The following is a 12,108-nucleotide window of genomic DNA, read 5'->3' as shown; positions in this document are numbered from 1 at the left end:
GACCGGGACGGTGCCGGGGAACCGGGCCGCGCGCGGCGGTCCGGGGTCGGGCACCGGGAGCCCGGGGGTCAGGCTCCGAGAGCCCGGGGTCAGGCTCTGGAAGCCCGGGGGTCAGGCTCCGAGAGCGGGAAGAACCACGGAGTCGACGTAATCGAGCAGGAACTCCTGGTCGACGGAGCGGTCCTCGACCAGCTGCCGGGCGGCGAAAGCGCCGATCAGCATGTGCGACACGTATTTCAGCGCCGGATTGTCCGGGCGCACCTCGCCCCGGTCCACGGCTCGGCGCAGCAACTGGTCGAGGCCGGTCATCTCCGGCTCGATCAGCAGCTCGCGCAGGGCCTGGTGCAGATCGGGATTCTCGTGGACGGCATGGCTCAGGCCCCGCATCAGCGCGGAGTCCTTCTCCATCTGGCAGTCGTCGGTGAGGCTCAGCACGGCGCGGAAGTCACCGCGCAGCGAGCCCGTGTCGATCTCCTCGAGGGACACCGGCTTGTTGTGCCGCAACGCCTTGACGACCAGCTCGGGCTTGCTCCCCCACTGGCGGTAGAGGGTGGCCTTGCTGGAACGGGTGCGGGCGGCGACGGCGTCCATGGTCAGGGCGTCGTAACCGACCTCGCGGAGCAGGTCGAGCACGGCGGCGTAGAGCTCGCTCTCACGCTCGGGCGTGAGCCGGGTACGCGCCATGTCGGCCTCCTGTCCTGATGTCTCACGCTCATGCGTTCCGGTGTTCGCACACCGACCAGGCGAACGAAACCGTTTCGTACACGTAGACGGTAACCGCACCGCCAAGCGAAACGAAACCGTTTCGCTTGTGTTCCGCGCCACAGCCGACGGGTGCCGGGGTGCCGCCGCCGCTTTCCCGCCGCGCCCCAACACACCCGGCACCAGGAGTTGCCGGGGCCGTTGCGCGCGGAAAGCATGGGAGGGTGAGTGACGACGTCGCGTATCTCCGTTTCCCGCACCTCCACGACGACCTGCTGTGCTTCGCGGCCGAGGACGACCTCTGGGTCGCCCCCCTCGCGCCCGAGGGCCGGCGGCCCGGCCGCGCCTGGCGGCTCACCGTCGACCGGACCAGGATCGGCCACCCTCGCTTCTCCCCCGACGGCCGCCGGATCGCGTACACGACCTGGCGCAGTCTCGACCCCGAGATCCACCTCGTGCCGGTCGACGGCGGCCCGGCCCGGCGGCTCACCTACTGGGGCTCGACCGACACCCGGGTCTGCGGCTGGACCCCCGACGCCGGGGACGCCTCCCACATCCTCGCCGTCTCCTCGCACAGCCAGCCGTTCTCGTACGTCTCCTGGGCCTACAGCGTCCCCACCGACGGCAGCCCCGGCGGCAAGCTGCCCTGGGGCCCGGTCTCCGACATCGCGGTCAGCGACGTCGACGGCGAACGGCGCACCCTGCTGCTCACCGGCACCCCGCCGCACGAACCGGCCGCCTGGAAGCGCTACCGGGGCGGTGCGACCGGCCGGCTCTGGCTGCACGGCAAGCGGCTGCTGCCGGACATCGGCGGCCACCTCGCCTCCCCGATGTTCGTCGGCGGCCGGATCGCCTTCCTCTCCGACCACGAGGGCGTCGGCAACCTGTACTCCTGCCACCCCGACGGCACCGACCTGCGCCGCCACACCGACCACGACGCCTTCTACGCCCGCCACGCCTCCAGCGACGGCCACCGGGTCGTCTACCAGTGCGCGGGCGAGCTGTGGCTGGTGGACGACCTGGCCTCGCCGGACGCCGTGCCCCGGAAGCTGGAGGTCCGGCTCGGCGGCCCGCGCACCGGGCGGCGCCCCTACCAGGTGCCCGCCGCCAGCAACGTCGACTCGCTGTCCGTGGACGAGACGGGCCGGGCCAGCGCCGTCACCGTACGCGGCAGTCTCTACTGGCTCACCCACCGCGACGGCCCCGCCCGCACCATCGCCGACACCCCGGGCGTCCGGGTCCGGCTGCCCGAGATGCTGGGCAGCGGCGGCCAGGTCGCGTACGTCACGGACGCCGAGGGCGAGGACGCCGTCGAGATCGCCTACCTGCCGCGCGCCAGCGGCGACCGCGCGCCGCGCAGGCTGGCCTCCGGGCTGATCGGCCGGGTGCACGAGATGATCGCCGACCCGGAGGGCGAACGGCTGGCGATCGCCACGAACGACGGCCGCCTGCTGCTCCTGGAGACGGGCGAGGAGACCGCGCCGGACGCCGAGCCCACCGAACTGATCCGCTCCATCAACGGCCCCGTCCGCGACCTGGCGTTCTCCCCGGACGGCGCCTGGCTCACCTGGTCGCACCCCGGCATCGGCCGCTCGCTGCGCCAGATCAAGCTGGCCCGCATCCTGGGCGCCGGCGCCCCGGTGATCGTCGACGTCACCAACGGCCGCTTCGAGGACGAGAACCCGGTCTTCACCGGCGACGGCCGCTACCTCGCCTTCCTCTCCTGGCGCGGCTTCGACCCGGTGTACGACGTCCACACCGGCGACCTCTCCTTCCCGCTGGGCTGCCGCCCCTACCTCGTACCGCTCTCCTCCGCCACCCCGTCCCCCTTCGCGCTGTCCCCGGAGGGGCGCCCGGCGGCGGGCGGTCTCGACCCGGCCGACGACCTCCCGGACACCGGGGCGGGCGAGGGCCCCACCCCGGTCACCGTCGAGTTCGAGGGGCTGGAGAACCGGGTGACGCCCTTCCCGGTCTCCGCGTCGAAGTACTCGGCCCTGTACCCGGTGAGCGGCGGCGGCCTGGTCTGGCTGCGCTGGCCGATCTCCGGCGCGCTCGGCGAGACCTTCGCCAACCCGGCGGACATGTCGGGCCGCCCCACCCTCGAACACTTCAACATCTCCAAGGCCAGGAAGACCGAACTGGTCGGCCACCTCGACTGGTTCGCGGTCAGCGGCGACACGACCCGGCTGGTCGTCATGGACGAGGGCGAACTGCGCGCGGTCCCCGCCACCGAGCCCGGCGACAACGACTCCACCGTCTACCTCGACCTGCGCCGCATCCTGCACGAGGTGGACCCGGCGGCCGAGTGGCGGCAGGCGTACGCGGAGGCCGGGCGCATCATCCGCGCGTACTTCTGGGAGCCGGACATGTGCGGCATCGACTGGGACGCCGTGCTCGACCAGTACCGCCCGCTGCTCGAACGGGTCGCCTCCCCCGACGACTTCGCCGATCTGCTCCGCGAGGTCCTGGGCGAGCTGGGCACCTCGCACGCGTACGTGACACCGGCCCGCCGCAACGAGGGCCCGCCGCACTACCAGCGGGCGATCGGCCTGCTCGGCGCCAACCTGGTCTGCCGGGACGGCGCGTGGACGGTCCGGCGCATCCTGCCCGGCGACTCCTCCGACTCCAAGGCCCGCTCCCCGCTGGCCGGTACGGGCGTCCGGGAGGGCGCCGTCCTCACCCATGTGGACGGCCGCCCCATCGACCCGGTCGCCGGACCGTACCCGCTGCTCACGGCGGCGGGCGGCACCACTGTCGAGCTGACCTTCCGCCCGGCGGGCGACGGCGACCGGCCGCGCCGGGTCGCGATCGTCCCGCTGGTCGACGAACGCCCGCTGCGCTACCAGGACTGGGTGGCCAAACGGCGCGAGGTGGTACGGGAACTGAGCGGCGGCAAGTGCGGCTACCTGCACATCCCGGACATGGGCGGATCGGGCTGGGCCCAGTTCAACCGGGACCTGCGGATGGAGGTCTCGCGCCCCGCCCTGATCGTCGACGTACGTGGCAACGCGGGCGGGCACATCAGCGAGTTGGTGGTGGAGAAGCTGACCCGCACCATCCTCGGCTGGGACCTGACCCGCAACGCCCAGCCGGTCAGCTACGCCTCCAACGCGCCCCGGGGCCCGGTGGTCGCCCTGGCCGACGAGGCGACCTCCTCGGACGGCGACATGATCACCGCCGCGTTCCGGCTGCTGAAGCTCGGCCCGGTGGTCGGCCAGCGGACCTGGGGCGGAGTGGTCGGCATGACCGGCCGGAACCGGCTGGGCGACGGCACGGTGATCACGGTGCCGATGAACGCGGCCTGGTTCGACACCTACGGCTGGTCGGTGGAGAACCACGGCGTCGAACCGGACCTGGAGGCCCTGCGCACCCCGCTCGACTGGGCGGAGGGCCGTTACGCGGTGCTCGACGACGCGGTCCGCGTCGCCCTGGACCTGCTGGCCGCCCAGCCGGCGGCGGCCCCGCCCACGTACGACGACGTCCCGGACCGCCGCCGCCCGCCCCTGCCCCCGAGATAGATCCGATCCGGCCTCGATCCGGTCTTGTCCGGTCCGTTGTGAACAGAAGGCCCCGGCCCGCGGAATCTTTCACTCCGCCTGAGGCCGGGGCCTTACGCATCCTGTCCACATCGCCCCGGAACGGGTGACATGATCGGGTTGGGCGATTCGCCGCGCGCGACCGCCACACGTCCAGGACCGGGGAGGGCCGTGATGCGCGATCAACTCCTGGGAAGCCGCTACCGCTTGGTGCGTCAGCTCGGCGAGGGCGGCATGGGGGAGGTCTGGGAGGCACAGGACGAGACCCTGGACCGCCGGGTCGCGGTCAAGGTGATCTCCCTGCTCGCCGGCGGCGGCAGCCGGGGCAGCGAGGCACGGGCCCGCTTCCTGCGCGAGGCCCGGATCACCGCGGGCCTCCAGCACCCCAACGTGGTGACCGTCCACGACCTCGGCGAGAGCGGTACGGAGAACGGCGACGCCCCGTTCCTGGTGATGGAGCTGCTCCAGGGCGAGACCCTGGACGCCAAGCTGCGCCGGGGCCCCGTCCCGCCGGCCGCGGCGGCCCGCTGGGGTGCCCAGGTCTGCGACGCGCTCACCGAGGCGCACGCGGCGGGCGTCCTGCACCGGGACATCAAGCCGTCCAACATCGTCATCACCGGATCGGGGACAGTGAAGGTCCTCGATTTCGGGGTCGCCCGCGCCGCCGACCCGTACGCGACCTCCGACCGGCTCACCCGGACGGGTGTCATCGTGGGCACGCCCCCGTACATGGCGCCCGAGCAGGCCCGTGGCCGCCCCGAACCGGGCAGCGACCTGTACGCGCTGGGCTGTCTGCTCTTCGAACTGATCACGGGCAGGCTGCCGTTCGAGGCCCCCGACGCGATGGGTTTCCTCACCGCCCACCTCAGCCAGGACGCCCCCGCCCCCAGCTCGGTGGTCCCGGGCATCCCGGCCCCCTGGGACGACCTCGTCCTCACCCTCCTGCGCAAGGACCCCGCCGAGCGGTACGCCTCCGCCGCCGAAGTGGCCCTCGCGCTGCGCCGGCTGACCCATCTCTCCGGCTCCACGCCCTCCTCCCCCACCTCGTCCTCCTTCTCCGCCGCCCTTCCGACGCTCAGGTTCCCGGCGCCCCGGTCCGTGCCGCCGCCCGCCCGGCCCAGGAACCCGATCCCGACCGGGACCTGGCGCGCGGCCGGGGTCTGGCTCCTGGTGGTGATGGTGAGCACCCCGCTGGCCGTGGGCAACGCGAACGGGGCCGGGGACGCCCGGGACATCTCCTCGGCCGTCGGCATGATCACCCTCGCCACCGCCGTGTTCATCAGCTACGTGGTGCTCGCGGTGCCCGGCGGGGCCGGGGTCCAGCTGCTCGACTGGCGCGCGAAGGCGGCGGCCCTCTTCCGTTTCCTCCCGCCGACCCTCCTGTTCGGCGCCTACGTCACGGCGGCGGCCCCGAACGCCGAGTACCACCCGTACATGACGAGCGCCGGTTCCTCGCTCGCGCTGGCGGGCCTGCTGGTCCTGGCCGCCGTCCTCACCCCGCGCTCGGGGCGCGGGACGCGCGGGGTGGGCTACGTGTTCCTGGGGCTCAACGCCGCCGCCGTGTTCAACACGGAGATCCTGGTCCTCATGGACGTACGGTTCCCGTACCTCGCCCTCGTCCCGCCGCTGACGGTCAGCCTGGGCGTGACGGTCCTGGCCATCGCCCTGTTCCGGGTCCGCGAGACGGCGACCCGCCGCCCGGCCCACCAGCCGGACATCGCGTAGTACCCGGGCCGGGCGCGGGCCCGCGACGCGTACGTGCCCGGCCCTCGCCCGAATCCCCCGCCCCTGCACACACCACCCACATCAATCGCCTTTACCCGCACGCCCATTGAGCCGGACCGCCCTCCGCGAACCGTCCGGCGACTACCTCCGAGGTAATGGCCCGCCGCCGCCCCGCCCCGCATCCTGATGACGCGCCGTGCACTCCCGGACCCGAAGGGACCCACCCATGACCGCTTACGGATTCGCCCACCTCCACAGCACCAGCACTCACGCCGACATCCGCACGTATCTGGAGCGCATCCAGGCCACGCTCGACCCGTTCGCGGGCCGTTTCGTCATCCACGGCCCTCCGGCGGAGGTGCTGGAGGGGGCGTGGCCGGGCGCCATGGTGCTGATCGAGTTCCCCGGCCTCGCCGAGGCGCGTGCCTGGTACGACTCGCCCGCCTATCAGGCCATTCTGCGCCTGCGTACCGATCATGTCCCGGGTGACGTGGTGCTGGTCGAGGGCGTCGGCCCCGGCTACGACCCGACCGTGCGGGCGCCCGGTCCGCACGCCGGGTAGCGCCCGCCCCACGCCGGGGCCGCCCTTCCGGAAGCGCTACTTCCCTGTCAGCGGTCGGTAACAGTGCCGCGTGGCCGAGTTCGCCGATTGGCCCGAAACTGCGTCAGCAGCGTGCCCGGATGTGGCACGGGAGGGTGATTTCGGGCTTTCCGTGTACTGCACCTCGGAATCGGTGATCACGATGGGCTCCGGTGCTTCACATCTGAGGCACCGTCACGCCCACTGCCGAACCGAGGACGAAGATGAAGATCTCCCGCACTCTGTCGATGCTGGCCTCAGCCGCTGTTCTGGGCACCCTCTCCATGGCGGGTCAGGCAGCGCCTGCCTCCGCCGCCTCCTTCGTGGTCAGCGAGGCCCAGTTCAACCAGATGTTCCCGTCACGGAACGCCTTCTACACGTACTCCGGTCTCACCGACGCCCTCAGCGCCTTCCCGGAGTTCGCCAATGCGGGCAGCGACACCATCCGCAAGCGTGAGGCGGCGGCGTTCCTCGCCAACGTCAGCCACGAGACGGGCGGGCTGAAGTACGTCGTCGAGCAGAACACCGCCAACTACCCGCACTACTGCGACACTTCCCAGTCCTACGGCTGTCCGGCGGGCCAGTCCGCCTACTACGGGCGCGGGCCGATCCAGCTCAGCTGGAACTTCAATTACAAGGCCGCCGGGGACGCCCTCGGCATCGACCTGCTGCACGACCCCTCGCAGGTCGAGAAGAACCCGGCCACCGCCTGGAAGACCGGGCTCTGGTTCTGGAACACGCAGTCCGGCGCCGGAAGCATGACCCCGCACAACGCGATGGTCAACGACAAGGGCTTCGGCGAGACCATCCGCAGCATCAACGGCGCCCTGGAGTGCAACGGCAACAATCCGGACCAGCGCGACGCCCGGATCAACCTGTACAAGCAGTTCACCGCCGCCCTGGGTACCGACCCGGGCGGCAACCTCTCCTGCTGAGGCACGAGTGACCTGATGGAACTCCCGGCGCGGTCGATGCCTCACGGCACCGGTCCGCGCCGGGAGTGCGTGGGCGAGCGCGGGCACCTCTCGATCCGCCGGGGCGACACCTACCGCGCTGTTGCGGCAGCCCCGCCCCGAGGCGCGTTCCGAGATGCCGGTCACGGTCGTTCGCGGCGAAAGCCACTGGTGCCGACGCGCCGGTTTCGACAGGCTGCGACACATGGACTGGACGCCTCTGCTCTCCACACTGGCCGGTGCCGTCATCGGCATCGCGGCCACTCTGATCGCCGACCGCAACCGCTGGCGGCGGGAGGAAACCAGGAACGCTCTGGAAGTACGGCGCGAGGCCTACACGGACTACGTCTCCGCGCTCAAGGCCGCAGGCGAGGAGATACGGGCCGTCGCCCTCGGCGATCACATGTCCGAGTCGGCACGCGACGCGGCGGTGCGGGAGGCGGTGCGCGGCACCGGCATCTACACGGCGAGCGAGCGCCTCTGGCTCGTGGGTCCGCCGCAGGTCGTGGAGGCCGGGAACGAGGCGTTCCGCTGTCTGCGCAAGATTCGCGACGCCTATGCCCGGGGAGCCGCTGTCGGCTCCGCCGATGTGGCGCCCCTGCTGGAGCGCCGACGCAGGGCCATGGCACGAATGCGTCACCTCATGCGCGAGGACCTGGGGATCGGCCCCCTCGGAATCGAATGATGCACCGCGCCGCCGACTCGACCCCGGCCCCTGCCCGTGTTTCTGACGTGACAGTTGGGTGGGTGTTCGACAGGTCGTTTCGTCAGGGGGTGTGGTCGGACTCGCGGCAGGGGCAGCAGAGTCCGTCGCGGAACGCCTCGGGCCTTCCCGGTACGCCGCACTCGGTGCACTCCGGCATCAGCCGCCGCACCGGCGCCTGCGCAGGAGCAGGCGGTACGGGAGTAGCGGGCAACCGGGGCGGCAGCTTGTCCCGCAGCCGACGCCGGACCAGACCGAAGGGCGAACCCACCCGCTCGGGAAGCCCGGCCGTCAGCACACGGACCACGTAATCAGCGTCCACACCCCGCCCGAACCACTCCGCCACCAACCCCTCCAACGCCACACAGTCCACAGCCGACAACGCCAACCGCGCATCCACCCGACCCAATTGCGCCAACACAGCAAACCCAGGCGAAACACCCGCACCAGCACCAGCAGCCGCACCTGTGCCGGACTGCGACTGCGGCTCCGGTTGGGGCTGGGGCTGGGGGTCGGACTGGGGCTCTGCGGTGCGCTGCTGCGGAACGGTCGGGGCAGGCACGTCGGCAGGGGCGGGGTCGGGGGCAGGTACGTCGGCGGGTGCGGGGGTTGCGGCCCCGGGTTCGGGGGCGGGTGGGGCCGAGCGGCGTTCCTCGGCGTCGAGGAAGGCGTCCCACCATTCGTTGTCGTGGGCCGTGCGCGACCAGAACGTCCGGGTCACCCAGCGGACCTGACCACCCTCAGCACTCAGGCAGCGGACATGGCGGAGATGTCCGGCCACCCCCAGCGCCCGCAACGCACTGCCCACCGCCATCTGCCCGTACAACGGCTGGCTACGGGCCAGCGACTTGATGTCCATCGCCGCCCCCTCGGGCAACGCATCCACATAACCCGCGATATGCCGCTCCCGCACCGGCAGCAACGCGAAAACATCCGCACCCGACGAACACCCCTCCACCACGGTCCGCTTCCCGTAACCGGGCTTCGCCCTCGGGTGCGCACGCGAAGATGCGACGGCAGGCACGGCAGGACTAAGGTCTGAAACAGCCACGGGATCGTCTTTCTAAACGGTGCGATCTTGGGGTCAGACCCCGGGCAGTGCGCTAACACTGTGCCGGGGTCGATTCGTTCGCACCGTAAGCCGCCGCGACTCTCCGCCGCAACTCGATCACAATTAGTCATACTTGCTGGCCGTGACGGGTCCGGGAGGGCAGGGGGGTTTACCCAACCACCCCCGGTCACCCCCCGGTTGGAACACACCGCTCGAATCCCGGCCCCCGAAGACCGACCCCCGAAACCCGAAGCTCGGGACCCGGCCCCGCACCCCCTCCCACACCCACGAAAGAGTGAACCGCCCCCTCCCCGGCACTCGAAGCCCGAAGCCCGAGGCCCGGAACCCAGGCCCCGGGACTCAAGATCCGGGGCGGTCGATGAGGGCCTGGACGCCGTCGAGGATGCGCGAGAGTCCGAACTCGAAGGGGTCGTCGCCATCGGCGGCCCCTTCGCCGTCGGGGGCGAAGACACCGGCATCGACGGCGCGCGTGAGCGCCGGGAAGCGGTCGGCCTGCCGGACGAGCAACTCACCGGTCAGGGCGAGCCATTGACGCTCGTGCTCCTCGTCGAAGTCGGCGAGCTGCTGGGCGAGGCTGCGCACGTGGCCCATGACGAGCAGGAAGATCTGGTGCCGCTGGGGCGCGGTCAGGCCGGTCGGCTCCAGAATTCCGAGGGCGGCGTCGAGCCAGGCGAGCTGATGGGGGCCCATGACCTGGCGGCGCATCGCCGTGGCAGCCAGCAGCCAGGGGTGACCCCGGTACACCTCCCAGCAGGACCGGGCCCACGCGGTCAGGCGCGGTCGCCATTCCGACCCCTCGGCCGCGAGGGCGGGGGCGTCCTTCACCGCGGCCTCGACCATCAGCTCGACGAGCTCGGTCTTGCCGGGGACGTAGCGGTACAGGGCCATCGCCGAGACGCCGAAGGCGGCAGCCACCTTGTTCATCGAGACGGCGTCCAGACCCTCGGCGTCCGCCAGTTCGACGGCCGCCTCGGCGATCCGGTGCGGGGTGAGGCTGGGCTTGGGGCCGCGCGTGGGCTGGTCCTGCTCGCCCCACAACAGCGCGACCCCGGCACGCAGGTCACGCGCCTTCTTCTCCCCGGCTCTGGTTCCGGCCATGGCTCCCGGTCCTCTCTGTGCTCCACCCGGCACGCGACTCGGTCACGCGACTTCCGGTGCGGGCGTTGACGCCCGACCACAACTGTATATACCTTAAAGTTCACCGCTTACGGCATAAACAGTTTAAGGAGCCAACTCATGCTCGGCAGCATCCTCACCGCGACCGCCGCGACCGTTCTCGTCGGCCCGGCAGCCGGCCTGCTGGGATACCGGCAGCTCAAGCGCGCCGCCCACGCCAAGCGGCTCCGCATCACAGCCCCCGGAGGCATCGAGGAGTCGGGGTTCGTCCGGATCGGCGGCATCGACCAGTGGGTCTCGGTGCGCGGCGACGACCGCCGCAACCCGGTGATCCTGGAGCTCCACGGCGGTCCCGGCGCCGCCAATCACGTGTTCCTCCCCCGGACCCGCGCCTGGGAACGGCACTTCACCATCGTCCGGTGGGACATGCGGGGCGCAGGCCGGACCTTCGTGCGGAACGGAGCCGACGGGCAGGGCGAGTTCACGCTGGACCGGCTCCACCGGGACGCCCTGGAGGTCACCGAGCACGTCCGCACGCGGCTCGGCGTCCCCAAGGTGCTGCTGGTCGCCAACTCCTTCGGCACGGTGCTGGGACTGCGCCTGGCCCGCAGCCACCCCGAGCTGTACTCCGCGTACGTCGGCACCGACCAGAACATCGCCGGGGGCGGCCGCGACACCTCCGCCTACGACGCACTGCTGGAACGCCTGCGGCGGACCGGCAAACGCAAGGAACTGGCCGGGGCCACCTCCATGGGTCCCGACAGGTCCACCTGGACCACGCGGCAGTGGTCGACGTACAACAAGCTGGTCATCACCAGCGACCCGCTGTCCTACGACACCATGAAGACCGTGGTGGTCCGCTCACTGTGGTTCTCACCGCAGCACACGCTCCGGGGACTCGGCGCCTACATGAAGGGGATGACCTTCTCCGAGCAGCTCGCGCCGGAGGCGGTGACCATCGACGAGTGGCGCGAGGGCACCACCTTCGCCCTCCCCTTCTTCGTCTTCCAGGGCGCGCGGGACGTCCTCACCCCGCCCGGACCCGCCCGGCGGTTCTTCGACGACGTCGAGGCACCGGTGAAGGACTTCGCCCTGATCCCCGACGCCAGCCACTTCGCCTCCTTCCGGCACCCGGAGACGTTCCTCGACCTGATGCTCACCAAGGTCCGCCCGGCCCTCGACGACGAAACGGCGCCCCGCCCCTGATCCGGCGCCCGGCGCCCGGCGGACGCGGACGTCACGCAGCGGCGTGCCGCGGTCCGGGGGTGCGCGAGCGACGCCCTCCCGGCGCGCTCCTCAGTCCGCGGCGACCCGCTCGGCCCGGTCCGCAGGGAGATCGCGGACGCCCAGACGCAGGTGTTCCACGTGGTAGAGGGCCTGGTCGAGGAGTTCCGCGACGTGGTTGTCGTAGAGGGAGTAGACGATCGAGCGGCCCTGTCGCTCGCCGACGACCAGCCCGAGATTGCGCAGCAGGCGCAGCTGGTGCGAGCAGGCGGAGGCCTCCATGCCCACGGCGTCGGCGAGTTCCCCGACCGCGCAGGGGCCTTCCTGGAGCCGGGCCAGGATGTACAGCCGTGACGGGGTGGCCAGCGCCTGGAGGGTGGCGGCGACGTCGGCGGTACCGACCGCGTCGAGGCGTTCGCGGGTGCCGGCACCGGCGCTGCTGGTGGTGACGTGTCCGTGGCCCATGCGTCCAGCATAACGATGACACTTGAAGACCT

10 protein-coding genes are annotated in these 12,108 nt (G+C 71.6%); 6 read left to right on the top strand and 4 right to left on the bottom strand.

The features are described 5' to 3' along the window. Positions 1–111: 111 nt before the first annotated feature. Positions 112–684 (bottom strand): TetR/AcrR family transcriptional regulator, encoded by a 573-nt coding sequence (locus ACFCV8_RS05885; protein ID WP_376684008.1) that lies wholly within the window; start codon positions 682–684, stop codon positions 112–114. 242 nt (positions 685–926) lie between these two features. Between ACFCV8_RS05885 and ACFCV8_RS05880 the strand changes: the two genes are divergently transcribed. The 5 genes from ACFCV8_RS05880 to ACFCV8_RS05860 all read left to right on the top strand — a co-directional run bounded on the left by ACFCV8_RS05880 (position 927) and on the right by ACFCV8_RS05860 (position 8,181). After that, positions 927–4,220, top strand: a complete 3,294-nt coding sequence (locus ACFCV8_RS05880; protein ID WP_376684007.1) for a S41 family peptidase — start codon at positions 927–929, stop codon at positions 4,218–4,220. A 192-nt stretch (positions 4,221–4,412) separates the two neighbouring features. After that, positions 4,413–5,963, top strand: a complete 1,551-nt coding sequence (locus ACFCV8_RS05875; RefSeq protein WP_376684006.1) for a serine/threonine-protein kinase — start codon at positions 4,413–4,415, stop codon at positions 5,961–5,963. 226 nt (positions 5,964–6,189) lie between these two features. Next, positions 6,190–6,525 carry a DUF1330 domain-containing protein gene (locus tag ACFCV8_RS05870; RefSeq protein ID WP_376684005.1) on the top strand — a complete coding sequence of 112 codons (336 nt, stop codon included), beginning with the start codon at positions 6,190–6,192 and terminating at the stop codon, positions 6,523–6,525. A gap of 302 nt (positions 6,526–6,827) precedes the next feature. Next, positions 6,828–7,478 carry a chitinase gene (locus tag ACFCV8_RS05865; protein ID WP_376684039.1) on the top strand — a complete coding sequence of 217 codons (651 nt, stop codon included), beginning with the start codon at positions 6,828–6,830 and terminating at the stop codon, positions 7,476–7,478. 223 nt (positions 7,479–7,701) lie between these two features. Further along, entirely contained in the window at positions 7,702–8,181 is a 480-nt protein-coding gene (locus tag ACFCV8_RS05860) for a hypothetical protein (protein ID WP_376684004.1), read from the top strand. 82 nt (positions 8,182–8,263) lie between these two features. On the opposite strand, the gene ACFCV8_RS05855 is transcribed toward ACFCV8_RS05860, so the two are convergent. Next, complete coding sequence (locus ACFCV8_RS05855; RefSeq protein WP_376684003.1) at positions 8,264–8,521, bottom strand: hypothetical protein; 258 nt, start codon at positions 8,519–8,521, stop codon at positions 8,264–8,266. Positions 8,522–9,610: 1,089 nt separating this feature from the next. Then, positions 9,611–10,369 carry a TetR/AcrR family transcriptional regulator gene (locus tag ACFCV8_RS05850; RefSeq protein ID WP_376684002.1) on the bottom strand — a complete coding sequence of 253 codons (759 nt, stop codon included), beginning with the start codon at positions 10,367–10,369 and terminating at the stop codon, positions 9,611–9,613. Positions 10,370–10,507: 138 nt separating this feature from the next. Here ACFCV8_RS05850 and ACFCV8_RS05845 point away from each other — a divergent pair, with 138 nt between their 5' ends. Beyond that, positions 10,508–11,593: an alpha/beta fold hydrolase gene (locus ACFCV8_RS05845; protein ID WP_376684001.1), complete on the top strand. Its 1,086-nt coding sequence runs from the start codon at positions 10,508–10,510 to the stop codon at positions 11,591–11,593. A gap of 90 nt (positions 11,594–11,683) precedes the next feature. On the opposite strand, the gene ACFCV8_RS05840 is transcribed toward ACFCV8_RS05845, so the two are convergent. Beyond that, positions 11,684–12,076: an ArsR/SmtB family transcription factor gene (locus ACFCV8_RS05840; RefSeq protein WP_376684000.1), complete on the bottom strand. Its 393-nt coding sequence runs from the start codon at positions 12,074–12,076 to the stop codon at positions 11,684–11,686. Between the last annotated feature and the right edge of the window lie 32 nt (positions 12,077–12,108).

Source organism: Streptomyces sp. NPDC056347, assembly GCF_042262625.1.
Lineage (GTDB): Bacteria > Actinomycetota > Actinomycetes > Streptomycetales > Streptomycetaceae > Streptomyces.
Note: the sequence above shows the minus strand (reverse complement) of the source record. Positions and strands in the feature narration are given on the sequence as shown.

What these genes read in the sequence shown, in the direction of transcription:
- ACFCV8_RS05885 (WP_376684008.1), bottom strand. Translation starts at nt 684, where the DNA reads ATGGCGCGTACCCGGCTCACGCCCGAGCGTGAGAGCGAGCTCTACGCC.
- ACFCV8_RS05875 (WP_376684006.1), top strand. Translation starts at nt 4,413, where the DNA reads ATGCGCGATCAACTCCTGGGAAGCCGCTACCGCTTGGTGCGTCAGCTC.
- ACFCV8_RS05870 (WP_376684005.1), top strand. Translation starts at nt 6,190, where the DNA reads ATGACCGCTTACGGATTCGCCCACCTCCACAGCACCAGCACTCACGCC.
- ACFCV8_RS05865 (WP_376684039.1), top strand. Translation starts at nt 6,828, where the DNA reads ATGGCGGGTCAGGCAGCGCCTGCCTCCGCCGCCTCCTTCGTGGTCAGC.
- ACFCV8_RS05860 (WP_376684004.1), top strand. Translation starts at nt 7,702, where the DNA reads ATGGACTGGACGCCTCTGCTCTCCACACTGGCCGGTGCCGTCATCGGC.
- ACFCV8_RS05850 (WP_376684002.1), bottom strand. Translation starts at nt 10,369, where the DNA reads ATGGCCGGAACCAGAGCCGGGGAGAAGAAGGCGCGTGACCTGCGTGCC.
- ACFCV8_RS05845 (WP_376684001.1), top strand. Translation starts at nt 10,508, where the DNA reads ATGCTCGGCAGCATCCTCACCGCGACCGCCGCGACCGTTCTCGTCGGC.
- ACFCV8_RS05840 (WP_376684000.1), bottom strand. Translation starts at nt 12,076, where the DNA reads ATGGGCCACGGACACGTCACCACCAGCAGCGCCGGTGCCGGCACCCGC.